Raw genomic sequence first — 26,245 nt, 5'->3', positions numbered from 1 at the left:
GTTTCAAAAAAGTATGAACAAATTATGATTCCTAAACAAATAAAATTTTATGATGTTTATAAGTATTCGGAATCAGGCCGCTGGGCTTTGGCGGCGGCCCAGTCGAAATCCCGAAGCTCCCCTTTGCAGGCAAGGGAGGGATACCCCCACTGCCGCAGCACCTCGAAAGCGCCCACCGCTACGGAATTAGACAGGTTCAGGCTCCGGGCGCCGTCCATCATGGGGATGCGCACGCAGCTTTCCGGATGGGCAAACAACAGGCTTTCCGGCAGCCCGGCAGATTCCTTGCCGAAAAACAGGTAGCAGCCGTCGGGATAGGCGATATCACTGTGGCGGTTTTGGGATTTGGTGGAAAAGAAGAAAAAATTCCCTTGGTTTTTTGCAAAAAAATCGTCCAGGCTATGGTAATAGCGGAGGGTCAGATATTGCCAGTAGTCAAGGCCTGCATGGCGGAGTTTTTTGTCATCCGGGGTAAAGCCCATGGGGCCGATAAGGTGCAGGGCAGCGCCGGTGACAGCACAGGTGCGTGCGATATTCCCTGTGTTCTGGGGGATTTCCGGCTCTACAAGCACAATGTTCAAGGAAGCCATAAAAGGCCACCGCCTTTCAGAAGCCGTACTATGGGACTGGCGCGGCTTCTTAAAAATTCACAAAATCTGGGGGCGGCTGCCCCCGCATAAAGGGAGGGGCAGCGGGTATGCTGAATGGTAGGACAGCCTTGCGGCTGCTGAGAATTTATTTGATACTATGGAGGATTGACGCTATGTACAAGCAGACCATGAACGTGGCAAAGGGCATAGGCATGGGCGTGTTGGCGGGTACGGTGGTTGCGGCTATTGGCGCAAAGGCCATGGAAGGGAACCACCGCAAGGCGGCACACATGAAGAAAAGCGCGGGGCGGGCCATCCATACCGTGGGAAACCTGATTGGCGATGTGGAGAAAATGCTGAAATAAAGGGGAAGCGGGGGCCGTTAGCGCCCCCGCTTCTTTATAGTTCCCAGTCAGGCTCCGCATACTCCGGGCTGGTAAGCTGGGACTCCTCCGCTGGCTTCTGATACAGGATGCCGTTATAATACTGGTCGTCGCGCCATTCACCGTCAAAGACGATGCCGCCGTTTTTGTCAAATTCTGTGCCGTGGCCATGGCGCTTGCCGTTTTTCCAACTGCCGTAGTAAAGCAGGTTGCCATCCGGATCAAAGGCAGAGGCAAGGCCAGTGTTCTGCCCGCCCTGCCACTTTGTCACCAGCACAGATCCGTCTGCACTGCTGATGCTCACCCCGGCGCCTTCCTTTTTGCCGCCTACAATGCGGCCGCCATAGCGCAGGCTGCCCTCCCGGTCAAAGAGGGACACCTGCTGTCCGGGCTTTCCCTGCATCCAGCGGGAAATGTGCAGGGCATGATCCCCTTCCCGGAAGGAAACACCCAGGCCATCCTTTTTGTCATTCCGCCAGAAGCCCGCATAGCTTAAATCGCCGCTTTTATAATAGTGACTGCCAAAGCCCTGGCGCTTGCCGTCTTTATATTCCCCTTCATAGGCGGTCAGGCCGCCGGGCTGCTCGGCCCGGCCTTTGCCTGTAAGCTTTCCCGCCCGCATCCGATCAGAGCCGGAAGGGCTTACAGGGGCAGGCGCGTTCTGGCGGGCTGCAGGAGGGGCAGGGGGCTGGGAAGTTGGCCCGGCGTGCCGGGGAATGGCAGGACCGCTTTTGTGGGCGTGGTTCTGGGGCTGGCGGACGCCGGAAAAGCTGGGACTTTCCCCTAGGGCTGTGCGCCTGGGCGGCTCCCCGCTGTTTGCCTGCCTGGCGGCGGACAGGATGGCAGTATCCTCCAGGCTCATGGAGGGCTGGGAACGCGCTGGCTGCTGTGCCCGTTTAGGCGGGTTCCCGCCGCCTGCCTGCCTTGCGGCGGACAGGATAGAGGTGTCCTCCAGGCTCATGGCAGGCTGGGAGCGTTCCGGCTGCTGCGCCCGTTTGGGTGGACTCCCGCCGCCTGCCTGTCTGGCGGCGGAAAGAATGGAGGTGTCCTCCAGGCTCATGGAGGGCTGTTCTTCCTGCCAGACGCTGGAAGCATGTGTGCTGGAAACAGGCACACCGGAAGAACTGCCGTTTGCGGCAGTCCGCTTGGGCAGGTGCTGGGCAGCGGGCGCCGGGGGTTCCGCATGGAAGGCAGGACAGGCTGGCTCTTCCGCCCGGGAAATTTCCGCCTGCTGCTCCATGGCTTCCCGCACCACCGGTAATATGGCAGAATCCGGCTCTGGCGGCAGGGGATCTTCCGCAGGCTGGGGTTCGGCAAAAACTGCCTGGGCAGCTTCTTCCCATACCGGGGGGGCAGGCTCCTCCGGTATGGGTTCCTCCTGCTCGGGCATGGGGGCTTCCCCGGCGTCTGCCTGCCGGGCATCTGCCAGGATAAATTCCAGGTCAAGCTCGTCTGTCTGCACAGGCTCTTCCGACAGGGGGGCAGGCGGCTCTTCGTGAGGGATATCCTGGGCCAGGGCCTGCGCAGGGGGCGGGGGAGAGACGGGTTTTTCCGGCGCTTCAATCCTGGCGTATTCCTCCAGGCTGGTGAAGGTTACTGCTGTGTCCTCCTCGCCCTCCTCCACAGGGAAAGCACCCTCCTTTATCTCCCAGGCAGGCATCAGCACCATGGTGCCGCTGCTGATTTCCTCCAGGGCCAGGGCGCGCTCCTCCGCCTCCTTCTGGGGGCAGTAGCACACCTGCCCGCTTTCCAGGACCGCAATCAGCGGCGGCTCCCCAAAGCGGGCGTTGATGAGGGCCTGCTCCGCGGAACCGGCCTGATAGGGCGCAGGGTGCAGGATGACGGAGCGGTACAGTTTTTTGCCGGAATCCCAATCATAGCGCTCCACAGTGTTTTCCATGGGATCGGGCTTGAACATCACCTTGGCAGTGCCCGGATCCCATGGCTCATAATATTCTGATTTTTGCCAGGCATGTTCCTTGTTGAAAAACACCCGGCTGACGATGCTCCCCCGGAAGTCCCGGTTTACCAGCACATAGCCGTTTTTCTGGTCAAAGGCCTCCTCCAGGGCAACGCCCTTTTGCCCGGAAACGCCTAAGGCGGTCTTTTTCCAGTAGAAGCCCCACCGGGAAAGCTTCCCGCGCAAGTCTCCGTCAAAGCCCTTTACAACCTCGTGGCGGCCCATTTTCACAGCCCTGCGGCCGCCGGCGAAAAAGCGCTTCCGGGCCGCTGCCAGCTCTCCCTGCAAAACCTCCAGGCTGTCCCGCTGGGGGAAGCACACGCAATACACGTTTTGAGAGAGCAGGCTGGCGCCGTCGCCTCTGGGATCCTTTTTCTCTTTTTCCATGGTTTCCACACTTCCCTCCCGGACAAAAAGACATACTTTTACCTATTATACTATAAAAACCGGGAATAAGAAAGGTTTTATCAAAAATCCCCGAAATTTCCTATGGCTTGCCGCTGAAACATACTGCCTGCAAGTGACTATATGACGGCAGGGCCGGGCTTTAGAAGCTAAGCCGCCCCTGGGGCGCGGCTTCTTATTCCTTGCCGTCCCAACAATAGGTACACAGGCGGCACTTTTCTAAGCCCACAGAAGCCACCATATCATCCAGGCGGTGATAGCGCAGGGAGGTGAAGCTCAGCTTCCTGCCGATATAGTCCACCATGGCTTGATACTGGGGGGTTTCCGGATCCGCGTACAGGTCGATGTTATCTGGGGTGCTGGTGCCCTCCAGTTCCCGGATAACCCGGCGGGTTATCAAATCGTCCTGGGAGGTGGAGCGGGAGAAGTTCAGGTATTTGCAGCTATACAGCGGCGGAGGACAGGCCGGGCGCACATGTACCTCCCGGGCACCGCTCTGGTATAAAAACTCTGTGGTTTCCCGAAGCTGGGTGCCCCGCACAATGGAGTCGTCAATCAGCAGCAGGCTGCGGTTTTTGATCAGGTCATGGACAGGGATCAGCTTCATCTTGGCAATAAGATTCCGCTGGCTCTGTATGGTGGGCATGAAAGAACGGGGCCAGGTGGGCGTATACTTGATAAAAGGCCGGGAGAAGGGGATGCCCGAGGCATTGGCATAGCCGATGGCGTGGGCGGTGCCGGAATCGGGCACGCCGGCTACGGTGTCCGGCTTGGCGTCGTCCCTTTTAGCCAGCATGGCCCCGCAGCGGTAGCGCATTTCCTCCACGCTGATCCCCTCGTAAGAGGAGGAGGGGTAGCCGTAATACACCCACAGGAAGGTGCAGATGCGCATTTCCTTCCCTGGGGCCAGCAGGGTTCTGGCGCCTTCAGGGGTTATCATGGCGATTTCCCCAGGGCCTAACTCCCTCTCCTGGGTATAGCCCAGGTTCAAATAGGCGAAGCCTTCAAAAGAGACGCAGCAGGCCCCGTCTTTTATGCCTACGGATACCGGGGTGCGCCCCAGCCTGTCCCGGGCCGCCACAATGCCCTGGGGTGTTAAAATCAGCATGGTCATGGAGCCTTCAATGGTTTCCTGGGCATAGCGCACGCCCTCAATCAGGTTTTCCTTCTGGTTGATAACCGCTGCCACCAACTCTGTGGCATTGACCTCGCCGCCGCTCATCTCCAGAAAATGGGAGTGGCCATTTGCGAAAAGTTTGTCTACAATGGCCTGGATGTTGTTGATTTTGCCCACAGTCACAATGGCATAGGTGCCATGGTGGGAGCGCACAATGAGGGGCTGAGGCTCATAGTCGGAGATGGAGCCAATGCCCCAGCGCCCCCGCATTTCCGACACGTCCTTGTCGAACTTCGTGCGGAACGGGGAATTTTCGATGTTGTGTATAGCCCGGTCAAAGCCTTTTTCCCTGTCGTACACAGCCATGCCTGCCCGGCGGGTGCCCAGATGGGAGTGATAGTCTGTTCCGAAAAACAGGTCGAACATGCAGTCGTCCTTAGAAGCTACGCCAAAAAATCCACCCATAAATGATATGTTCCTTTCTTTAGGAAGCGCTGATTAAATCTGGTGCGCAAATCGTACCGACAGATTTTTCGTCAGGGTGTATAGATTGAGCGCAGGCAAGCTGGCGCTTGTCAAGCGAAAGATGTGCATCATGACGGAAAATATGCTAGCGAGGTGCGTGCCAAGCCCCTAGGCGCGATTTAATCAGTGGTTCCTTTATCAGAAGCCGTTCCTTGCCCTGCTGCGGGCTTTCCTTTTATAAGTTTATCATACCTTCGGGAAAACTACAATGTTCTGCGGGTGAAAAATACAGGGAAACAAGGGGTTTTGCGGGAGTTTCATAAGGTTGCACAGAAAAGGCCGAAAAGGGGCCTTGTAATGGTGCAAAACATAAAAAATGCAGGAAAGACAAAATCCACTTGCATTTTCCGCCGGGATATATTAAACTATTTAAAGTTTGACCTGTGAAAATGAAAAAGCATTGCGGTACATGATTCATAATTTCATTTTTGATTAGGAGATGTTCGGAATGAAACTGGCAGCGATGGAAATTGGCGAGCTGCGGCGTGTCTGCCGGGAAGCCGCAAAGCAGTATGAAGATTTCAAGTCTTTGGGTATGAGCCTGAACATGGCGCGGGGGGTGCCCAGCGCGAAACAGCTTGATTTGGCCCTGGGCGTGCTGGAAGCACTCCATGCCAGAAGCGAGTTTGCAAATTCTGACGGTGACGACTGCCGCAACTACGGCGTGTGGAACGGCCTGCCGGAAATGCGGGCCATTTTCAGCGAAATGCTGGGGGTGCCTGCCGGGCAGATTATCCTGGGCAACAACTCCAGCCTGCAGATGATGTTCGACGCTGTGTGCCAGGGGTATGTGAAGGGCTTCGGCGGCTATGAGCCTTGGGGCAGGCAGGGAAAGGTGAAGTTTTTGTGCCCTTCCCCTGGATATGACAGGCATTTCGCGGTGACGGAATATTTCGGCATTGAGATGATTCCTGTCCCCATGCTGAAAACCGGCCCGGACATGGATATTATTGAACGGCTGGTGAAGAATGACGAGAGCATAAAGGGCTGCTGGTGCGTGCCCAAATACTCTAACCCCACAGGCGTTACCTATTCTGATGAAACTGTCCGGCGTTTTGCAGCCCTGCGTCCTGCTGCCAAGGATTTCCGCATTATGTGGGACAATGCCTACTGTGTCCACGACCTGACCGACACTCCCGACACCCTTCTGAACCTCTATGACGAGTGCGTGAAACAGGGGACAGAAAACCAGGTTCTGTTCTTTGCCTCCACCTCCAAAATTTCCTTCCCCGGCGCGGGAGTGGCGGCCCTGGCAGGCAGCTCTAAAAATATTGCAGAGTTCCAGAAGCGCATCACCACCCAGACCATTGGCCCGGATAAGCTTAACCAGCTCAGGCACATCCTGTTCCTCCACGACATCAACGGGGTACACACCCTAATGAAAGGCCACAGGGACATCCTGGCCCCGAAGTTTTGCATTGTGCGGGAAACCCTGCAGAAGGAACTGGGGGATTTGGGTATAGCCAAGTGGAGCAATCCCCAGGGGGGATACTTTGTGAATCTGGATGTGATGAACGGCTGCGCGAAGCGGGTGGTAGAGCTGTGCAAGGAGGGCGGCGTGGCGCTTACCAGCGCTGGGGCCACCTTCCCTTACGGGGCCGATCCCAATGACAGCAATATCCGCATTGCTCCCTCCTTCCCGCCAGAGGAGGAACTGTCCCAGGCCATGCACCTGCTGTGCATCTGTGTAAAACTGGCAGCCGCAGAAAAGCTGCTGGACGAGAGGCAGTAACGGGAAAAAGCGTCCAAAGCTTGAGATGAATGAGATGAAAAGCGAATAAGCAGCAAAAGGGCCTGCCGTCTGGGGAAAACAGATGGCAGGCCCTTTTGCTGCTTTGGAACAATTTTCCCCAATTTTAGAGCATGGGTGAGAATACTCTTAACCCTGCCCGTCCCGGGGATAGGGCTTCTCTTCATCGGTAAGGCCTGCAAGATAATCCATGCTGGTGTCTAAGGCCAAGGCAATGCGGCGGCATTGCTCGAAGGTATAATAGCGTTTGCCGCTTTCAATTTTGGAATAGTCGCTTTGGTCGATGCCTGTCAGCATCTGCATTTTGATTTGCGTGTAACCCCGCTTCTGCCGGAGTTCTTTAAGCCTGTTCATAGGGTATCACCTCTTGTTTATTATGGCGAATTGACCTATTTACATTAGGGGTAATTTGACCTATAATGAAACAGAGGTGATGGAAATGCCGGATTATAAAGAGATGTATCTTACGATGGTTCGTGAGACGGAGAAGGCGATTCGCATATTGATTGACGTACAGAAAAGATGCGAGGAAATGGCAATCAGCTCAGAGGATGCCCCTATTACACCCATTTGCAGGCAGATGGGATTGTACAGGACACAAAAAGAGCAGAAAAGTGGGGGAAATGATTGACAGGCGGCGGGTGGTATTATAAAATAAGGCTGGTAAGGCTTGCCGGAAGGAGGCCTGCCGGGAATTTTTAAAAACAGGAAACCAGCGGCGTAAGGAAAGGGGCAGAATCATGCAGAAAAAAGAACTGCTGTACGAAGGCAAGGCAAAAAAGGTCTATAAAACAGAGGATCCGGAGGTTTACATCGTATCCTATAAGGATGACGCTACCGCCTTTAACGGTTTGAAAAAGGGCACCATTGTGGGCAAGGGCGTTGTGAACAACCAGATGTCCAACTTTATGTTCCGCCTGCTGGAAAAGCAGGGAATTCCCACTCACTATGTGGAGGAGCTGGACGAAAGGGAGACTGCGGTAAAGCGGGTAGATATTGTGCCTTTAGAGGTTATTGTCCGCAACAAGGCCGCCGGCAGCCTTTCCAAGCGCCTGGGGCTTGCCGAAGGCACCCAGATGAAAACCACTGTGCTGGAGTTCAGCTATAAAAATGACGACCTGGGCGATCCCATGGTAAACGATTACCACATTCTGGCTATGGGCCTTGCCACCCGGGAGGAAATTGACCAGATTGCCAGCATGAGCCTGAAAATAAACGATTTGATGATAGAATTCTTTCGGTCTGTCAATGTGGATCTCATCGACTTTAAGCTGGAGTTTGGCAAAACCTCTGACGGCGCCATTATCCTGGCCGATGAGATCTCCCCCGATACCTGCCGCTTCTGGGACGTGAATACCGGCGAAAAGCTGGACAAGGACAGGTTCCGCCGGGATATGGGCGGCGTGGAAGAGGCTTACGCCGAAATGATGAAGCGCCTGGGGCTGTAAGGCCGTGGAGACTCTGTCTCCACACCTCTGCAACCTTTTAAAAAAAGGGTGACCAAAAATTCCATTGTAATTCCGGGCAGCGGGCCTTTGGCCCGCCCGCCGGAATTACCGTGAAGTTCTTAATCGACTTTCTTTCTAAGAAAGTTGCGGGGGTGGGGCAGCGCCCCACAGCCTTAGAATCCCGGATTTCTAGAATGGAGGAAAGGAAATAATGGACGCTATGACAGACAAGCAATTCAAGACCATTTTAGAGATGGTAGATATGATTCTGGACGGCTGCAAGGATTTGGAGGAAGCAAAACAAAAGGTGCAAAAGCTTATTGATAACCAGCAAGGGAAAAAAGAGGAATAACAAAACAGCGTTATAAAGGGGAAAAGCTATGTCGAGGGACGTATATGAATCGCCTTTATCCGCAAGATATGCGGGGAAGGAAATGAAATACCTGTTTTCGCCAGACATGAAATTCCGCACCTGGCGCAGGCTGTGGATTGCCCTGGCGGAGGCGGAAATGGAGCTGGGCCTGCCCGTTACCCAGGAGCAGGTGGACGAGCTGAAAAGCCATGCGGAGGACATCAACTACGAGGTGGCACAGGCCCGGGAAAAAGAGGTGCGCCATGACGTGATGAGCCATGTGTACGCCTATGGGCAGCAGTGCCCGAAAGCGGCGGGCATTATCCATCTGGGGGCAACCTCCTGCTATGTGGGAGACAACACTGACATCATTGTGATGACGCAGGCCCTGGAGCTGGTGCGGGACAAGCTGGTGGGCGTGCTGCGGGTGCTGGGGAAATTTGCGGCGGAATATAAAGATTTGCCCACCTTGGCTTTCACCCACTTCCAGCCTGCCCAGCCCACCACTGTGGGCAAGCGGGCCACTTTGTGGATGCAGGATCTGCTGATGGATCTGGAGGATGTGGAGTATCAGCTTTCTAAGGCAAAGCTGCTGGGCAGCAAGGGCACCACAGGCACCCAGGCAAGCTTTTTAGAACTTTTTGAGGGGGATCATGAAAAGGTAAAGGAGCTTGACAGGAAAATTGCGGAGAAGCTGGGATATCAGGCCTGCTTCCCGGTTTCCGGGCAGACCTACTCCCGGAAGCTGGACAGCCAGATGCTCGCCGTTCTCTCCGGTATTGCCCAGAGCGCGGCGAAATTCTCCAACGACATCCGGCTTTTGCAGCACCTGAAGGAAGTGGAGGAACCCTTTGAAAAAGGACAGATAGGCTCCAGCGCCATGGCCTATAAGCGCAACCCCATGCGCAGCGAGCGCATTGCGTCCCTGGCCCGGTATGTGATAGCCGACGCGGTGAACCCGGCCATGACCATGGCGGCCCAGTGGTTCGAGCGTACTTTGGACGATTCCGCCAACAAGCGCATCAGCGTGCCCGAAGCCTTCCTGGCTGTGGACGGGATCCTGAACCTGTATGGCAATGTGGCGGACGGCCTGGTGGTGTATCCCAAGGTGATTGAGCAGCACATGCTGCGGGAACTGCCTTTTATGGCTACGGAGAATATTATGATGGACGCGGTAAAGCGGGGCGGCAACCGGCAGGAGCTGCACGAACGCATCCGGATACACTCCATGGAGGCGGCCAAGGTGGTGAAGGAACAGGGGGGCGAAAACGATTTGCTGGCACGCATTGCCGCAGACCCTGTTTTCGGCGTGACCCTTTCCGAACTCCAGGATGTTTTGCAGCCCGCAAAATATGTGGGCCGCGCACCGCGCCAGACAGAAGAATTTTTGGCGGGGTCCGTGGACCCTGTGCTGGAAAAATATAAGGATATGGAGACCGAAAAAGCGGAGGTAACGGTTTGATCGGATTATATGTCCCAAGGCTCTCCGAGCTGGGCTTCCGTCAAAGGCTGCTCTCCGACCCTGCGACCATGCGCTATAATAAGGGCTATGGGCTAAGCTTTCCCGGGTATCATAACGACACCGGCTGCATAGACTTTCCCCGGGAGGACTGGGACGGCTGGTATGCCCGGTGGGTGAACAAGGAACCCGCGCGGTTCTACGCCTACCTGAAAGATACAGGGAGCGGGGAGTTCCTGGGCGAGGTCAGCCTGCATGGGACCGGCGGCCCCGGCGTGTACGAGCTGGGCATTGTGCTGCACAGCGCCTGGCGCGGGCGCGGGCATTCCCAGGAGGGAATGCGTCTGCTGCTGGAGTACGCGTTTGGGAAGCTGGGGGCCAGGGAGGTTACCAACTGCTTCGAGCGCACCCGTGAGGCCGCGCTGAAGATCCACACGGCTGCCGGCTTCCAAATCGTCAAGGAAGAGGGCGGCCTGCTATATTTGCATCTGCAATGTGACAGGTAAAAGTTTTTGAAGGGTTTTAGGGGGATTTTCTTAAAGGACCTCCTAAGGAAAGGTTGAGAATTATGGTTAAGGCAATCGTAGGCGCCTGCTGGGGCGACGAGGGGAAGGGCAAGATTACGGACGTGCTGGCGGAGAATTCCGACATTGTGGTGCGCTTCCAGGGCGGGTCCAACGCTGGGCACACCATTATCAACGAATACGGCAGGTTTGCCCTGCACCAGCTTCCTTCCGGGGTGTTCCGGCAGAACATTTTAAATATTATCGGCAACGGCGTGGCCCTTTGCGTGGAAAATCTGGTAAACGAGCTGCAGTATATCCGGGACGGAGGCGTGCCAGAGCCTAAAATCGCCATTTCCAACCGCTGCCAGGTGCTGATGCCTTACCACCGGGAGCTGGACAGCCTGGAGGAGGCAAGGCTGGCGGATAAGGCGTTCGGCTCCACCAAGTCCGGCATTGCGCCCTTCTATTCCGACAAATATGCGAAAATCGGTTTCCAGATAAGCGATCTGTATGATGACAAGGACGCTTTGTATGAGCGCATCGACCACGTTCTGGATTTGAAAAACGTGCTGTACACCCAGCTTTACCATCAGCAGCCTTTGAACCGGGACGAAATCTATGAAAAGCTCATGGAGTATAAGGAAATCCTCACGCCTTATGTGGTGGATACCACGGCCCTGCTGCACGACGCGGTGAAGGCGGGCAAGACTATTCTGCTGGAGGGTCAGCTTGGCTCTTTGCGCGACCCGGATATGGGCATCTATCCCATGACCACCTCCTCCTCGCCTTTGGCAGGCTATGGCGCTGTGGGCGCAGGCGGTATCCCGCCCTATGCCATTGAGAAAATCTATACCGTTGTGAAGGCATATTCCAGTGCTGTGGGCGCGGGGGAATTTGTGGCGGAGATTTTCGGGGACGAGGCAGAGGAGCTGCGCCGCCATGGCGGAGATAAGGGCGAATATGGCGCCACCACCGGGCGGCCCCGGCAGGTGGGCTGGCTTGACCTGGTGGCCGCCCGCTATGGCTGCATGGTGCAGGGGGCTACAGATGTGGCCTTTACCGTGCTGGACGCTTTGGGATACCTGAAGGAGATCCCGGTGTGCGTGGGCTATGAGATGGACGGCAAGCGCATTGACACCTTCCCGCCTACGGCCCAGCTTAAAAAGTGCAAGCCCATCTTAGAAGTGCTGCCCGGCTGGCACTGCGACATCGGGGGCATTAAGAAGTATGAGGATCTGCCGGAGAATGCCCGGCGGTATGTAGAGTTTGCGGAGAAGCACATCGGGGTGCCTATCACCATGGTGTCAAACGGGCCTTCCCGGGATGACATGATTTACCGGAAGCCGTAATATAGAGAGACAAAATCTAACAGGCAGTACCGGCCCTCAGGCCGGAACAGGATGTGGGGCGTAGAGGCCCCACATTCCTTTCAACTCAGGCGATGAAAGGAGAGCGATGCATATGTGCGGCATAGTGGGCTATATCGGGGGGGAGCAGGCGGCGCCTTTTTTGCTTACGGGCCTGCAAAAGCTGGAATACCGGGGGTATGACTCAGCCGGGGTGGCTGTGTATAACGGCACAGGGATTCACGTCGTGAAATCCAAGGGCAGGCTCAGTGTGCTGGACGGCATACTCCAGGGCGGGGAAAAGCTTCCCGGCGTGGTGGGCATTGGGCACACAAGGTGGGCCACCCATGGCGCCCCTTCAGATGTGAATTCCCATCCCCAGGTAAGTGATGGGGGAAAGTTCGCTGTGGTGCACAACGGCATCATCGAAAATTACCTGGAACTGAAAAACCATCTGCTGCGCCGGGGCATTGAATTTGTCTCCGACACAGACACCGAGGTGGTGGCCCAGCTTCTGGAATATTACTACAGGGGAGATGTGCTGGAGGCTATCAGCCGGGTGACAGCCCGGGTGGAGGGCAGCTATGCCCTGGGCATCATCTGCGCCGACTGCCCGGAAAAGGTGTTCGCTGTGCGCAAGGACAGCCCGCTGATTGTGGGCCTGGGCCAGGGGGAAAACTTCATCGCTTCCGACATCCCCGCCATCCTGTCGAAAACCAGGGACATCTGCCGCCTGCATGACAAAGAAATCGCAGTGCTGGAAAAGGATGGGGTGCAATTTTTCAACTCGGACATGGAGCTTGTGGAGAAGCCTGTGGAAAGGGTGCAGTGGGACGTGGCTGCCGCTGAAAAGGGCGGCTATGAGCACTTTATGATGAAGGAAATCTGCGAGCAGCCGGAGGCCCTGCGCAAAACCATCTCTCCCCGGATACGGGAAGGGAAAATTGTGCTGGACGACATGAAGCTGACAAAGGAGCAGATCGAAAAGATAAACAAGGTGTTTATCGTGGCCTGCGGCACCTCCTACCATGTGGGCGTGGTGGCCAAGTATGCCTTTGAGAAGCTTTTGAAGGTGCCCATGGAGGTGGACGTGGCTTCTGAGTTCCGCTACCGGGAGCCTATTCTGGATGAAAACACGCTGGTGATTATCATCAGCCAGTCCGGGGAGACGGCGGACACCCTTGCCGCTTTGCGGGAAGCGAAGAAGCGGGGGGCGCGGGTGCTTTCCATTGTGAACGTGGTGGGCAGCACCATCGCCAATGAATCAGATGACGTGCTGTACACCTGGGCCGGGCCGGAAATCGCTGTGGCCTCCACCAAGGCTTACAGCACCCAGCTTGCGGTGATTTACCTCATTGTGCTGTACATGGCCCAGGAGCTGGGCCATTCCCCCCAAGCGGAGATGGAGGCCTACCTGGAGGACTTGCAGCGCCTGCCGGACTTGGCGGCGGCCTGCCTTGCCGATAAAAAGACCATCCAGTATTTTGCCTCCAAATATTTTAACGCCCGGGATATGTACTTTATCGGGCGCAACGTGGATTATGCCGCTTCCCTGGAAGCGTCCCTGAAATTAAAGGAAATTTCCTATATCCACTCGGAAGCCTACACAGGGGGAGAGCTGAAGCACGGCCCCATTTCCCTGCTGGAGGACGGCACGCTGGTGATTGCCATCTGCACCTACGGCAGGCTGTTTGACAAGATGATGTCCAATGTCCGGGAGGTGAAGGCCAGAGGCGCGGTGGTGCTGGGCATTACCACCAGGGACAAGGAGGAAAGCCTTTCCCAGCAGACGGACTACCAGTTCTGCATCCCGAAGATTACGGACTTCATGCTGCCCTCCCTGTCCATCATCCCCCTGCAGCTTTTCGCCTATTATGTGGCTTCCATGAAGGGCTGCGATATCGACAAGCCCAGGAACCTGGCAAAGTCGGTGACGGTGGAATAGCATTAGGCTGGGGGATTCGGAATATTCCTGGAACCTCTGAGAAAGGAAATACCGCGATGAAAATACTTTTATTCTGTGCAAAAGGCTTTGAAACCATGGAGTTTGCCCCTTTCATCGACGTGATGGGCTGGGCCAGGAACGACTATGGGCACGACGTGGAGGTGGTGACCTGCGGCTATAGGGAGACGGTGGTGAGCGCCTTCGGGGTGCCTGTTGCGGTGGATGTGCGCATTGATGAAGTGGACGCGGCGGACTATGACGCGCTGGCTGTGCCTGGGGGCTTTGAGGAATTCGGCTTTTACGAGGAAGCCTATGATGAAAAATTTCAGAACCTTGTGCGGGACTTTCATCAGATGGGAAAGCCCATCGCTTCTGTCTGCGTGGCGGCGCTGGCCTTGGGAAGAAGCGGCATTCTGCAAGGCCGCAGGGCCACCACCTACCACCTGCGGGGCGGACACAGGCAGGCGCAGCTTGCGGCGCTGGGGGCGGACGTAGTTCCTGACCAGCGGGTGGTGGCAGACGGGAACGTGATTACGTCTTACTGCCCAGAAACAGCGGCGGACGTGGCCTTTGCCCTGCTGGAGATGCTCATTGGAGCGGAAAAGGCAGGGGCAGTCCGGCAGGACATGGGGTACTGACCCCCAAGGCCAGGGAAGTTTTTTGAAGATTTTTAAGAAACTTTTTTCCAAAAAAGTTTCTTAAAGCGGGTTCGGGCGGCAGCCCGATCAAAAGGAAGGATGGGAAAAAGCATGAGCAAGGCGCATGAGAAGGTAGTGGTGCTGGATTTTGGCGGGCAGTATGCCCAGCTTATCGCCCGGCGGGTGCGGGATCTGCGGGTGTATTGCGAGATACGTTCTTATAAGACAGACCCGGAGGAGCTGCGGGGTTATAAAGGCATTCTGTTTACCGGAGGCCCCAACAGCGTGTATGCTGAGGGTGCGCCCCTGTGCAGCCCGGAAGTGTTTAAACTGGGGGTGCCGGTGCTGGGCATCTGCTATGGTGCCCAGGTGATGGCCCAGGTGCTGGGCGGCAAGGTGGAAGCAAGCGGGGTGCATGAGTTCGGCAAAACCCAGACCTCCTTTGCCCCTGAATCCCCCCTCTTTGCAGGGGTGCCGGAGAGCGTGTGCTGGATGAGCCACAATGACTATATTGCAGAGGTTCCGGTTGGGTTCACCTCCTCGGCTCACAGTGCCCACTGCCCTGCCGCAGCCATGGAAAACCTGGGGGAGAAGCTGTTTGCGGTGCAGTTCCACCCGGAGGTGGAGCACACCCAGTTTGGCAATAAAATTTTTGAAAACTTCCTGTATTCCATTTGCGGCTGCAAGGGAGACTGGGAAATGGCCTCCTTTGCCCAAGAAACAGTGGAAGCCCTGAAAAAGCAGATTGGAGACAAAAAGGTGCTGTGCGGCCTTTCTGGCGGAGTGGACTCCTCTGTGGCGGCTATGCTGGTACACAAGGCTATCGGGAAAAACCTCACTTGCATTTTCGTGGATCACGGACTGCTGCGCAAGGGCGAGGGCGACCTGGTAGAGAAGGTTTTCCAAAAGGAATTTGACATGAACATTATCCGCGTCAATGCTGGGGAGCGGTTCCTCCAGAAGCTGCAGAGCGTCAGCGATCCGGAGAAAAAGCGGAAGATTATCGGGGAGGAATTTATCCGGGTGTTTGAGGAAGAATCCCGGAAGCTGGGCAAAATGGACTTCCTCTGCCAGGGCACCATCTACCCCGACGTGGTGGAGAGCGGCACCGGGGAAGCGGCGGTTATCAAAAGCCACCACAATGTGGGCGGCCTGCCAGAGGACATGGAGTTTGAAGGATTGGTGGAGCCGCTGCGGGATCTCTTTAAGGATGAAGTGCGCCGGGTGGGGATAGAGCTGGGCATCCCGGAGGCACTGGTATGGCGGCAGCCTTTCCCCGGGCCGGGGCTGGCTGTGCGCATTATGGGAGAAATCACCCAGGAAAAAGTGGCGCTCTTGCAGGACGCAGATGCCATCTTCCGGGAGGAAGTAACGAATTTCGGCCTGGAGCGGGATATCAACCAGTATTTTGCAGTACTCACTGCCAACCGCAGCGTGGGCGTTATGGGTGACGGCCGTACTTACGGGGTAACTGTGGCCCTGCGGGCTGTCACCACCACGGATTTCATGACTGCCGACTGGGCGCGTCTTCCTTATGATCTGCTGGGAAAGGTGTCCAACCGGATTATCAATGAGGTAGAGGGCGTCAACCGGGTGGTGTATGACGTGACAAGCAAACCGCCTGCTACGATTGAGTTTGAGTGATGAAATGGACTTTAGGAAACCAGTATTTATGCGACTTCCAAACAAATTTGTTTAGGCATTGGCAACGATTTGGCAACATTTTTCACATCACGAACTAAATAATTACATCAATGGCATAAGAAAACCTTGCTGATTTTCAGATATGGAAACTGAATATCGGCAAGGTCTTCTTATGCTTATTTCTGCTTTTTCTTTTTCGCTGTTTTCTTTTCTTCTTTCTCGATTTTCTGAAATTCTTCCATAAGCATATCACTGACCGCCTGTGAGGGGACTTTTGCCCAATGCTTTGATGTGTCCAGTTCGGGGTATTTGTACCGCCATTGGTCGTATTCCTCTTTGGTAATCTCGCCCTGTTCCAGTTTGGCGGCTTGCTCCTGCCATGCGTGGAACATATCGAACATGGACGTGTAAGTGGAATAGTCGGACTTGTCAAGGCGCAGGCAGATTTCCCCGTCAATCTCCCCGATTTTCAGCCCGTACATATCTTCCAACGCAAAGAGCGTGTGCATAAGCCCGATATAGGTATCAATATCCGGCACTGTGAGGGCGTGGGTGCTTATATCAAAGATACCCGCCATTTCTTTTACAAGGTCGTGCTTTGGTGTCCTCGCTTCGGTTTCATACTGCGCCATACGGACATCAGAGGTCTTTCCGAGAAAGCCAAGGATTTCGCCTAGCTGTTTCTGTGTCATGCCTTTTCGGTTGCGGAAAAAGCGGATGCGTTTGCCGATTGCCATAATAAAACCTCCGTTATTGTGAAGTGAGGTAAAGTCATGCCAGCTCGATTACGCTCCGCTTCATCTCGCTGTGGCGGTGCGCCATATACGCCTGTCAGAAAGCAGTTCAGCGTGTGCAAGCACCCGCCGCTCTGTTTTCCGCCAGTCGTGCATGACTTTACTTAAACAAATCTGTTGAAGTTAGTATAACATGGTGTAATAGAAATAGCAAGAATAACTTAAATAAAAAAAGTTAAGATTTTCTCGCAAACCACTTGACTTAACGGAATTTATTTAGTATCATAACCATATAGCTTAAACAAAAACAGTTAGAAATTGAAAGGAGAGGGTATTTTAATGACAGAAAAATAATTTATGACAGTGGAGGAAGTGGCAGCGGAATTGCGTGTGTCGAAGTCAAAAGCCTATCAGATTGTAAGGGAACTGAACGCAGAAATGCAGAAACAGGGCTATCTGACAGTGGCAGGACGTGTGAACGCTACATTTTTTCATAAAAAGGTATGTTACAGCGAATAGAAGGGAGATGATGAAATGGCTGTATACAAAGACAACTCTACGGGGACGTGGCGGGTAATCTACCGCTTTACCAACTGGAAAGGGGAGAGGAAACAGACACAAAAGAGAGGTTTTGCAACCAAAAGGGAAGCGCAGGCGTGGGAGCATGAAGCCATGTTAAAGCAGGGCGCAAAATTGGATATGACGTTCGGCAGTTTCTTTGAAGTGTATGAAGCCGACAAAAAACAGCGTGTCAAGGAAAGCACTTGGGAGTCCAAAAGCCATGTGATACGGACAAAGATTTTACCGTACTTTGAAAACCGCAAAATTGCGGAGATAGAAGCAAAGGACGTGATTGCGTGGCAGAATGAGTTGATGGCTTACCGGGACGAGAAAGGCAAGCCCTATTCCGCAGATTATTTGAGGACGATACACGCACAACTGACGGCGATATTCAACCATGCGGTAAACTTTTACAACCTGCCTTACAATCCGGCAAGGCGGGCGGGGACGATTGGGAGCGAAGCCGTTAAGGAAATGGACTTTTGGACGAAAGAGGAATATCTGAAATTTTCCGAAGCCATGATGGATAAGCCCCGTTCCTATTATGCGTTTGAAATGCTCTACTGGTGCGGTATGCGTTCCGGCGAATTACTTGCGCTCACGCCTGCTGATATTGACTTTGAGAAACAGACGGTCACGATCAGCAAGACCTTCCACCGTTCCAAAGGGCGTGACATTATCACAAGCCCAAAGACGAAAAAGAGTAACCGCACAATCAAAATGCCGCCGTTTCTCTGTGAGGAAATGCAGGAGTACATCAAAATGCTTTATGACATCAAGCCGGACGAGCGTTTATTTACCGTCACAAAATCCTACCTCAATCACGAAATGGAGCGAGGGGCAAAGCAGGCGGGCGTTAAGAAAATCCGTGTCCACGATATTCGCCACCCGTATGTCAAGCCCACGACAAAAAATATATCTTTGTAAAAGCAGAAATCCCAAACTATCAGGTAAAATTTGATAGTCTGGGGGATTCTTTTTTCGTGTATTATTCCTATGCCATTAGGTTTAGTTGGGAATTGCTAGTCATTATTTAGCATTTTCAATATTGGTATTGATTTAATTTTACAGACACTGCCGGTTAAATCAATTAACAAACGAGAGTGTTACTTTTCAACATTCCTCTGTGCAAAATGCTCAATAGTATCATTGAATAAAGCATCATCAAACCTTTTACCTAAGAAAACATCATTGCAGATATTAACTAACCAATCAAAATCGTTCGGGAGCAGCTTGTCCTTCAATAAACAAAGTATTCCATCAATGTTAGTCCGTATACCCTGTATTTCAGATACAAGATAGCTGTCATCTTCTGGTTCTGTCAACAACTCTACAGATTTTGAATATACCCATAATTCTTCTGCAATATCTCCTATAGGAAGTGCATCCAAATCAATATCGTCTGATTCAGGCAAATCATATTTTTTAATGAAGCAACTAAGCATTTGCCGCGTTACATCCACAGGATATGGAGGTGTCAATTTATCAAATAAGGAATTGTCGTCTGATTCAATTGCCTTTTTAAGATCAACAAGCATCCTTCGCGGGAACTGTAAGGCAGCAGGATGTATTTTCCCAACCTCATTTGCAGATAATATGATCAAGTAATCAAAGGAAGTATCAGCAAACGAGATGCAACCATAAAGCCATTCGATTAAATTGCTTTCTGATGTAAAATCTAACCCATCAACTATGATAGGATAATAGCTCAACATGTCAATGGTGTAAATCTGATTAGGAAAATGAATCGAATAATTGGATGCTAATTCTGACAATCCGTCTTCTGCTATCTTTCTCTCATCTCGACAATGTCTGTCATACCAATTCCTAATTTGATATTTATTAAAATACTTATTTGGCGAATGTGTTTGGTAGTAGCTACAGCACATTATTAGTCGTTCTATGCTTTCTGTTTCCATAACACAAAGAGCCAGCTGTCTTTCCTGGAAGCCAAAATCAATTATGATTTCTGCAAAGTAATTCTGCATTGTCACAAGAGCACTTTGGGCTGTTGTGAGATTAACCATAGCCAATCTTTGTTTTTGTTCATCCTTAACGAGAAACCCTGCAAATTGATTCGTAAAATTTTGTATGCTTTGAAAGTATTTATTCTTTATTTTTCCTAACCTCTCGGGCACTGTAGCTTTTTCTTCAAAAGGACGATCTTCCTTAGGATATCGCTTTTCACCAGTAGTAATTAGGGCAAATTCTTCACGAAGTTGATCTGTTTCCCTGGCCAAACTCCCTAGTGGTTTTCCACCAAGGAGTTTGTAAATACATGCACAGCACTTATCTGCAAGCAAACATATATGTTCTCTCACATCAAACCAGTAATTTAACCATTCTGTCACGGTATCAAATTCATAATTGCTCATAATAGTTTTATTCCATAGCGACGTAAGATTCTGATGGAACATGATTACAATATTTCTGATGGGCATTTCTTTATGTGCATCATCAGGTACAGTATAAGCAGATAATAAACTTAAAGTTGGTTTTAACACATCTGCACAGTACAAATCAAATATGGGTAATGTCCTACAGACATATTTCAACCTCGAAACACTTTGCTCATTCCCGGTTTTGATATTGCGCAATCGAAGTATATACTCAACATGAATCGCATTTTTTTCGGAATCAATAAATATCTTGTGTGATTTTGTTTGCTGCTTGAGGTATGTAAGGATACGCTTAAGATTCCTTTCGACAAACTCCATATATATATCTTTGTTACCACAGTAGGAGATATACATTAGAGCTGACATGCACTCCAAAGTTAATTTTTCCGGCTCAATCCAAATATTGTCCAAGGAGATGCTTGTAGACAAATTAAATTTAGAATTTATGTTGTAAATCCATTCGGAAATGGAGGCATAAGATGCAATATCTTTTATCTCGGCAAAACTAAAAGGAAGTAATTTTCTATATAAACAATTGCAAAAAGCATAACTATAGAAGGTATATTTTTTCTGAATAATACATAGATATGGCGATTCGGCAGAGACCAATAATTACTGGGCAATTGCCCATTTCACAGTAATGTTTTCGTTTTGACATATGGTAATTTCATCAATACAGTCTATAATCTCGCTGAGAGCAATTTCTTTATAACTCGCTTTCAATAATTTGCGGAATACATGATACTGTTTTTCATAAGCTGTTTTACTGGTGATAATATCATTCCAAATTGCTTTCTTTTTGTTCGCTGCATCTTGGACTGCTCGAAATTCATCTTTGCTGATCTTTCCGTCAACAAACATCTCATAATGGTGAATAGCATTTCTAAAAATTTCTTGATATTGACTGTCGGATTGGTTAATCCCGTTATTAAGGTGCAATAGTTCTTGCTGGTACTGCGAATCTGAAATGAAATGCTCCTTTACATGCAATTTTAATTGGTAGTAGATAGCACGCAAAACATCTTCCTCCCGTACATACATGCCGGTACATTTGTCTACACCTAAACGGTTTTTGGTAATACAGGTGAAAAAATACCAATCAGCATGATTGGTGCCGCGTTTACGCTGCATTTTTCCCCCGCAACACCCACAAATGACTTTGCCCTTTAAAATATTCTCCGTTGATTGACCGTGCTTGGCGATATTAAATGCTTTTTCCTGAAATGATTTTTGAATGGCATCAAAAGTATTTGTATCTACCAGAGCTTCATGTGTTGCGGATACAACTCGCCTTTCTTTCCCTTGTACAAGCATACCGGTATAAGTTCGATTGGTCAGGATATATTTGACGGATCTACTATTCCAGTTTCCGTTACCGTTATCATAATTTCCGGATAAACCATTTGATCTAGCATATTGAATTGGTGTTGGGATTTCTTTTTCATTTAAGTAGCGAACTATGGTGGTCATGCCGATGCCATTCGCTGCTAACTCAAAAATTTTTCGGACAATAATAGCTGCCTTTGGGTCAGGTATAAGTTGGTCATGGTTGTCTTCTGCTTTTTGATAACCAAAAGGGGCTCTTGGTCCAATAAATATACCGTGCTGTGCTTTCATATCTAAAGTCGCCTCCATTTTCTTTTTAATTTCAATAGATACTTGTTCATTAAATGCGTTTGTTATTGGCATCCGAATCTTGGAACTGTAAGGATTTTTCTGATTGGTAATACCATCAATGGTGTCAAATTGGTCGTTTACAGATACAAAACGTACTCCATTGGATGGGAAAAGGACTTCAATATAATAACCAGTTGAGATATAGTTTCTTCCTAAACGAGAAAGGTCTTTTACAACGACACAATTAATATTGCCTGAAAGGATGTCCTGAATCATTTCTTGAAACGCTGGACGATCATAAAATTTACCGCTAAAACCATTATCAATATAGTAATGTGACATAGGAATTTGTTGCTGTTCGCCCCAGCATTCAATGAAAAATTTCTGGTTTTCTATTGAACTGGATTCTTCTTTATTTGCAACTGAAAGTCGAATATATCCTACCGCAACAGGGGAAAGAAATTTCAGTTCTTCTTTATATTTATGTTTTCTGCTTTTTCGTGCCATGAAAATACCCCTTTCAATAGAAAAGGTTACGGCAAAAACCGTAGCCACTGGCAATATCATATCTCATTTGTCGCTTCCACGGGGAAATATCCATTTGTCGCTTCCACGAGCTTAGTCATACGTTCTGCACCAACTTAGCCAATGCGGGCATGAACCCGAAAGCGTTACAGTATATCATGGGACATTCCAACATTACCATGACGCTGAACTATTACGCACACGCAACTTTCGCTTCCGCAAGGGCTGAAATGGAAAGGCTGATTGCAGCATAGCCGCAGACGGATTTACTACTTCTTTTACTACCACCCAGAGGGAAAACCTAAGAAGTTTTGAGGGTATATAAGAACTTCTCCCCATATCTAAAATGCCGGGAAAGCCCGAAAATACGGGCTATACCGACATATAAGAACTTCTAAAGAGATAATCTAAATTCACCATAAATTTTGAACGAAAAAGTGGGGAGGGGGTGCAAGTAGCCCGGAAGTGTGCCCTTGCTTTCGGAAAAACATAAAGAGCCGAAACCCCTTGATTTTATTGGGTTTTTCGGCAGTTGCGCCCCTCTGGTGGCTACTTGCGGGGGTCATGCGCTTAAAAGCAGAAAATAAGCCCTTTAAGCGGCGTTTGGGCGTGTTCGCTTAAAGGGCTGCTGTTATTTTCTTAAAAGCCGCTTAAACCGCGCCAATACTAGGTTTGTGCGGTTTCTTAAAAGGTTTCTTGTGTGTCCTTAAACGCTCCTAAAAGGCAAATCTGAGCGGTTGGTAGCCTTGCGCCGCACAGGCCACTTTGGGGCCGAAAACGGGCAAAAAAATTTTGCAATCCCATTTTGCGAGATTGCAAAATTTTCGCTTTCATTCAAGCAGTTTTCCGCGAAAAAACCTAGTATTTAGGCCGTTTCCCGGGGTTTTCCACATTTTTTCATGTTGAAAAGTAGGCCCGTCCTGGATTTCTCACTCTTCACGAAAACTTACAATTTCTATGTGCTCACCCCAGCCCCTTCCGCCGTGCTTCTGGTACAAATCGTGGGTAGGCTTCTTCACACGGCGCAGTACCCGCAGAAGCCGGGAAACGTCCTTCGGCATTATGATTATCTGCCTGATTTCGTGCGACCCATACCTCATGCGCAAAGGGTCTTAACGCCCTGATGAAAATGTGCCCGGTTTGAAAAAACTCGGCTATGCACTCTGCTATCAGTACCCGGGCAGCGTCGAAATAAACGGGGTAGAGGTATTTCAAATCGCCGGGGGAGAGGTCTTTGACAAGATGCTCTTTTAATGTTACAATGGCGAGGGATACGTCCAATATGTCATGTGGCTGTTTGTTCCAAAGAGCATCGAGCAAATCTTTCCCCAGGGGCGAAGCCTTGATGATGGCAGTTTTTTCATCCATTTTCGTCACCTGTACACACTCCCTCCTGTTGGGATTTCCAGGCATCCAGCAGAGAGAATATGATTTCCTCCATCTGCTTTTTTGTGTAATCATGCGGGAAATACTTGTTCAAGCACTTCTTTTTAAGTGTGATTTTTTCGGGATTTGGCTTTTCGTCTGTGAGGATGTCAATAATCAGGCTTGTGGTCAACGTTGTGCGTTCACAGTAATCCCTTAACTTTTTCGCCTGTTCCATAGACGGCGGCCCGAAAGACTTTTCCTCTATCACATCATAGAGCAACATTTGATCGTCCAAGGGAAGATAGGAAACTTCCACGGTAGGCCGCAGCACCAGCTTGTTTTCGTCCACCATTTGGAGCAGGAGGGGATGCAGATAGGTCAGACGGATATAACGTTGAATTTGTCTGGCACTGTCTGGTGATTTGTTAGCTAACAATTCATCCGACCTCGTGCCCACTGGGCGCAAAGTTAAATCCACTCTTTGTCCTTGATGCTTCATCGCCTCCAACTTCATCCTGTACGCAAACGCCTTTTCGCTGGGCAGGATTTTCTCCCGCTGAAGGTTGCTGTCCACCATAATCAGCGTGGCTTCGTCATCGTCCAACTCCCGCACAAGCACGGGCATGGCGGTAAGCCCTGCTAATTCGCAAGCCCTCTTGCGCCTGTGCCCGGAAACCAGTTCGTACCCACCCTCCAGCCTTGGCCGCACGATGCCGGGCACAAGTACCCCATGCTGGGCTATGCTGTCAGCCAATTCCTGCATCTTTTCATCGTCTGTGACATGGAAAGGATGGTTTTTGAAGGGGTGCAGGTCTGAAAGCGGGATTTTTTGAAACGGCTCGCCCACGTTCTCGCCCCGGCTGACGCCAAACAGTTCGTCCAGGCTGGCAAGCTGGATTTTCCCCGCGCTGCCCCTCATGACGCTGCCTCCAATGTAAACGCACTGTAGGCGGCGGAGACCTTGCCTATAGGGTCGTGTAAATATATACTCTTGCCCTCCGCACTGGTCTCCGCGGCCCGGATGGATTCGGGGATGATGGTGTCGAAGATACGCAGCTTGTCCCCGTAACTCTCCCGCAGCAGGGCTACAATGTCCTGGGAATAAGCGGTGCGCATATTCGCCATAGTGATAAGGATGCCGGAGATTTGCAGGCCGGGATTGAATTTGCGCCGCACCAGCCCGATGGTGGATAGAAGCTGCTCCAGGCCCTTAATGGACAGATAGTGGGCCAGCATGGGGATAATCACTTCGTCCGCCGCTGTTAAGGCGTTGGCGGTGAGGGTGCCCAAGGACGGGCAGCAGTCCAACAGGATGTAATCGTACTGGCCGCGCACAGCTTCCAGAAGTTCCCGCAAAACCGTTTCCCGGCCCATGACGCCCACCAGGTTCATTTCCACCATAGCAAGGTCGATGTTGGCGGGCAGCAGGTCAACCCCTTCGTCCTGGTGCAAGATGTACCCGGCTGGGTCAAAAGGCTTCTGTTGGACAATCTTACCCAGCACTGTGGAAAGTGTCTTTTCTATGCGGTCTGGTTGGTGGAAGCCAAGGCTGGCGGTAAGCGGTCTCGCCTGCCGGCTCGGTCAGTTCGCACCAGAGCGCCACCGGCGCTCGCTCACCCTTGTGGGTCAACGTCCACCAGCAGGACGCGCTTGCCCTGTTGGGCCAGGCCAACGCCTAAGTTTACAGTGGTGACGGTTTTGCCCACGCCGCCCTTTTGGTTGCAGACGGCAATGATTTTTGTTGTTTTACACATATTTTTATCCCTCTTTTTGACTGTTGAAAGTTTGTCGTTCATGTAACGCCGCTGTTTTCCACTCCTCTTTTAAGAGCCATTTTTTGCCCCTTTTTTACTGGAAAAAGAATAAGGACAAACCTGGAAACCCTTGATATCACTGGGTTTTTTGATTTGTCCTTATTATACCGTAAGGGCACACGTTCTGTACCCGTATGGCAAACGCCGGTATGAATCCCAAGGCGTTGCAGTACATCATGGGCCACGCCAACATCACCATGACGCTGGACTACTATACCCATGTTGACGCCTGTTCCGTAAAGGCGGAGATGGAGCGGCTGGCCGCGTAGTGAGTAGTAAAGTAGACCTCTTGCGAAAATAAAAATAGTGCGATAAAATAGAAGCATGAAATACGAAAAGATAGCGGAATATTCAAACACAAAATTTCGGAGAATTACCGGGGTAAAGCGGGCAACATTTGACAAGATGGTAGAAATTCTGCAAAAAGGATATGCGGAAAAGCATCGGCGCCATGGGAGGACGCCAATGCTGAGCATAGAGGATCTGCTGCTGGCAACCCTGGAGTATCTGCGGGAATACCGTACCTATGCCCATATAGCGGAAAGCGCCGCTGAAAAGTGATGCCGAGTATGAGGTGATTCTGGTTGACGCAACGGAATCGCCCATTGAACGACCTAAAAAAAGCAAAAGCGATACTATTCCGGAAAGAAAAAGCGGCACACACTGAAAACACAGATGCTTGTCAGCCTTCAAACCGGAGAAATCATTGCACTGGCATTTTCTAACGGAAAGAGGCATGATTTTCAACTATTCAAGGATTCTCATGTCCATGTCAAGGCAGAAACGGTGTTGGAGGCGGATACAGGATACCAGGGGATTGCCCAGATACACGCCAATTCTCTCCTGCTAAAAAAGTGTTCCAAGAATCATCCGTTGTCCAAACAAGAACGCAAAGATAACCGCAAGATTTCAAGGGAACGTATCTTGGTTGAACACGCCATCCGCTTTGTCAAAAGGTTTCGCATTCTCTCTGAACGCTATCGCAACCGCAGGCATCGTTTCGTGCTTCGCTTTTCTTTGATTGCTGGTATCTGCAATTTTGACCGTTTTGCCTAATTTCGCAAGAGGTCTAATGAATGCATGACCTTCTTCAAAGTGTGGGCAAACGCAAACGCTGCGCGTTAGCGTTGTATGGTGTTTTTACGGGACGAGGGTTGCC

21 protein-coding genes and 4 pseudogenes are annotated in these 26,245 nt (G+C 51.3%); 15 read left to right on the top strand and 10 right to left on the bottom strand.

Annotated elements, in window-relative coordinates:
- Window positions 1-56: 56 nt before the first annotated feature.
- On the bottom strand, window positions 57-590 hold the full coding sequence (locus tag VSQ30_RS10475) for a tRNA (cytidine(34)-2'-O)-methyltransferase (RefSeq protein ID WP_160641976.1): 534 nt from the start codon (window positions 588-590) through the stop codon (window positions 57-59).
- A 107-nt stretch (window positions 591-697) separates the two neighbouring features.
- On the opposite strand from VSQ30_RS10475, the gene VSQ30_RS10470 reads away from it, so the two are divergent.
- Window positions 698-955, top strand: coding sequence for a hypothetical protein (locus VSQ30_RS10470; protein WP_160641975.1), 258 nt, complete (start codon window positions 698-700; stop codon window positions 953-955).
- A gap of 34 nt (window positions 956-989) precedes the next feature.
- On the opposite strand, the gene VSQ30_RS10465 is transcribed toward VSQ30_RS10470, so the two are convergent.
- Window positions 990-3,320, bottom strand: a complete 2,331-nt coding sequence (locus VSQ30_RS10465; RefSeq protein WP_334464852.1) for an MORN repeat-containing protein — start codon at window positions 3,318-3,320, stop codon at window positions 990-992.
- Between the two features lie 193 nt (window positions 3,321-3,513).
- A complete protein-coding gene (locus tag VSQ30_RS10460) occupies window positions 3,514-4,920 on the bottom strand; it encodes an amidophosphoribosyltransferase (RefSeq protein WP_334463932.1) in 1,407 nt (468 codons plus the stop codon).
- 508 nt (window positions 4,921-5,428) lie between these two features.
- Here VSQ30_RS10460 and VSQ30_RS10455 point away from each other — a divergent pair.
- Window positions 5,429-6,712, top strand: coding sequence for an aspartate aminotransferase type Ic (locus tag VSQ30_RS10455; protein ID WP_201751207.1), 1,284 nt, complete (start codon window positions 5,429-5,431; stop codon window positions 6,710-6,712).
- Window positions 6,713-6,859: 147 nt separating this feature from the next.
- Here VSQ30_RS10455 and VSQ30_RS10450 read toward each other — a convergent pair whose 3' ends face one another.
- Window positions 6,860-7,084: a helix-turn-helix domain-containing protein gene (locus tag VSQ30_RS10450; protein ID WP_160641971.1), complete on the bottom strand. Its 225-nt coding sequence runs from the start codon at window positions 7,082-7,084 to the stop codon at window positions 6,860-6,862.
- Between the two features lie 386 nt (window positions 7,085-7,470).
- On the opposite strand from VSQ30_RS10450, the gene purC reads away from it, so the two are divergent.
- The 8 genes from purC (at window position 7,471) to guaA (ending at window position 16,068) form a co-directional block, all read left to right on the top strand.
- On the top strand, window positions 7,471-8,178 hold the full coding sequence (gene purC, locus VSQ30_RS10445; protein WP_334463930.1) for a phosphoribosylaminoimidazolesuccinocarboxamide synthase: 708 nt from the start codon (window positions 7,471-7,473) through the stop codon (window positions 8,176-8,178).
- A 211-nt stretch (window positions 8,179-8,389) separates the two neighbouring features.
- The gene (locus tag VSQ30_RS10440) at window positions 8,390-8,530 is read left to right on the top strand and encodes a hypothetical protein (RefSeq protein WP_334463928.1); all 141 of its coding nucleotides are present in this window, start codon (window positions 8,390-8,392) and stop codon (window positions 8,528-8,530) included.
- A gap of 28 nt (window positions 8,531-8,558) precedes the next feature.
- Window positions 8,559-9,992: an adenylosuccinate lyase gene (gene purB / locus VSQ30_RS10435; protein ID WP_334463926.1), complete on the top strand. Its 1,434-nt coding sequence runs from the start codon at window positions 8,559-8,561 to the stop codon at window positions 9,990-9,992.
- The gene (locus VSQ30_RS10430; RefSeq protein WP_334463924.1) at window positions 9,989-10,495 is read left to right on the top strand and encodes a GNAT family N-acetyltransferase; all 507 of its coding nucleotides are present in this window, start codon (window positions 9,989-9,991) and stop codon (window positions 10,493-10,495) included. The genes purB and VSQ30_RS10430 overlap by 4 nt, the downstream gene beginning before the upstream one ends.
- Window positions 10,496-10,557: 62 nt before the next feature.
- Complete coding sequence (locus VSQ30_RS10425) at window positions 10,558-11,844, top strand: adenylosuccinate synthase (protein ID WP_160641967.1); 1,287 nt, start codon at window positions 10,558-10,560, stop codon at window positions 11,842-11,844.
- Between the two features lie 112 nt (window positions 11,845-11,956).
- Window positions 11,957-13,786 carry a glutamine--fructose-6-phosphate transaminase (isomerizing) gene (glmS, locus tag VSQ30_RS10420; RefSeq protein WP_334463922.1) on the top strand — a complete coding sequence of 610 codons (1,830 nt, stop codon included), beginning with the start codon at window positions 11,957-11,959 and terminating at the stop codon, window positions 13,784-13,786.
- Window positions 13,787-13,842: 56 nt separating this feature from the next.
- The gene (locus tag VSQ30_RS10415) at window positions 13,843-14,424 is read left to right on the top strand and encodes a DJ-1/PfpI family protein (protein ID WP_334463919.1); all 582 of its coding nucleotides are present in this window, start codon (window positions 13,843-13,845) and stop codon (window positions 14,422-14,424) included.
- Between the two features lie 111 nt (window positions 14,425-14,535).
- Window positions 14,536-16,068, top strand: coding sequence for a glutamine-hydrolyzing GMP synthase (gene guaA, locus VSQ30_RS10410; protein ID WP_334463918.1), 1,533 nt, complete (start codon window positions 14,536-14,538; stop codon window positions 16,066-16,068).
- Window positions 16,069-16,244: 176 nt separating this feature from the next.
- Here the strand turns inward: guaA and VSQ30_RS10405 are convergent, their stop codons facing one another.
- A complete protein-coding gene (locus tag VSQ30_RS10405; protein ID WP_301423800.1) occupies window positions 16,245-16,805 on the bottom strand; it encodes a helix-turn-helix domain-containing protein in 561 nt (186 codons plus the stop codon).
- 354 nt (window positions 16,806-17,159) lie between these two features.
- Here VSQ30_RS10405 and VSQ30_RS10400 point away from each other — a divergent pair, with 354 nt between their 5' ends.
- Both VSQ30_RS10400 and VSQ30_RS10395 read left to right on the top strand, forming a co-directional pair.
- Entirely contained in the window at window positions 17,160-17,321 is a 162-nt protein-coding gene (locus tag VSQ30_RS10400; protein WP_334463915.1) for a DNA-binding protein, read from the top strand.
- A 15-nt stretch (window positions 17,322-17,336) separates the two neighbouring features.
- Window positions 17,337-18,290 (top strand): tyrosine-type recombinase/integrase, encoded by a 954-nt coding sequence (locus VSQ30_RS10395; RefSeq protein ID WP_334463914.1) that lies wholly within the window; start codon window positions 17,337-17,339, stop codon window positions 18,288-18,290.
- Window positions 18,291-18,469: 179 nt separating this feature from the next.
- Here the strand turns inward: VSQ30_RS10395 and VSQ30_RS10390 are convergent, their stop codons facing one another.
- Complete coding sequence (locus VSQ30_RS10390; protein WP_334463913.1) at window positions 18,470-20,080, bottom strand: hypothetical protein; 1,611 nt, start codon at window positions 20,078-20,080, stop codon at window positions 18,470-18,472.
- Window positions 20,081-20,374: 294 nt separating this feature from the next.
- A complete protein-coding gene (locus VSQ30_RS10385; protein WP_334463912.1) occupies window positions 20,375-21,886 on the bottom strand; it encodes a recombinase family protein in 1,512 nt (503 codons plus the stop codon).
- 104 nt (window positions 21,887-21,990) lie between these two features.
- Between VSQ30_RS10385 and VSQ30_RS10380 the strand changes: the two are divergent.
- Window positions 21,991-22,158: pseudogene (locus VSQ30_RS10380) on the top strand (tyrosine-type recombinase/integrase); the annotation flags it as partial.
- A 709-nt stretch (window positions 22,159-22,867) separates the two neighbouring features.
- Here VSQ30_RS10380 and VSQ30_RS10375 read toward each other — a convergent pair.
- From VSQ30_RS10375 to VSQ30_RS10365, 3 genes and pseudogenes are all read right to left on the bottom strand, one after another.
- Entirely contained in the window at window positions 22,868-23,281 is a 414-nt protein-coding gene (locus VSQ30_RS10375) for a hypothetical protein (RefSeq protein ID WP_334463911.1), read from the bottom strand.
- Window positions 23,265-24,191 (bottom strand): ParB/RepB/Spo0J family partition protein, encoded by a 927-nt coding sequence (locus VSQ30_RS10370; protein WP_334463909.1) that lies wholly within the window; start codon window positions 24,189-24,191, stop codon window positions 23,265-23,267. Before VSQ30_RS10370 ends, VSQ30_RS10375 begins: the two co-directional genes overlap by 17 nt.
- A pseudogene (locus VSQ30_RS10365) lies at window positions 24,188-25,026 on the bottom strand (ParA family protein). The gene VSQ30_RS10370 and the pseudogene VSQ30_RS10365 overlap by 4 nt, the downstream one beginning before the upstream one ends.
- A 176-nt stretch (window positions 25,027-25,202) precedes the next feature.
- Here VSQ30_RS10365 and VSQ30_RS10360 point away from each other — a divergent pair.
- Both VSQ30_RS10360 and VSQ30_RS10355 read left to right on the top strand, forming a co-directional pair.
- Window positions 25,203-25,355 (top strand): annotated as a pseudogene (locus VSQ30_RS10360) (tyrosine-type recombinase/integrase); the annotation flags it as partial.
- A 55-nt stretch (window positions 25,356-25,410) separates the two neighbouring features.
- A pseudogene (locus VSQ30_RS10355) lies at window positions 25,411-26,142 on the top strand (transposase).
- The last annotated feature ends 103 nt before the right edge of the window (window positions 26,143-26,245 follow it).

Source organism: Acutalibacter sp. JLR.KK004 (assembly GCF_036941085.1).
In the GTDB taxonomy this organism is placed as follows: domain Bacteria; phylum Bacillota; class Clostridia; order Oscillospirales; family Acutalibacteraceae; genus Acutalibacter.
This window is presented reverse-complemented; position numbering and strand designations above follow the sequence as displayed.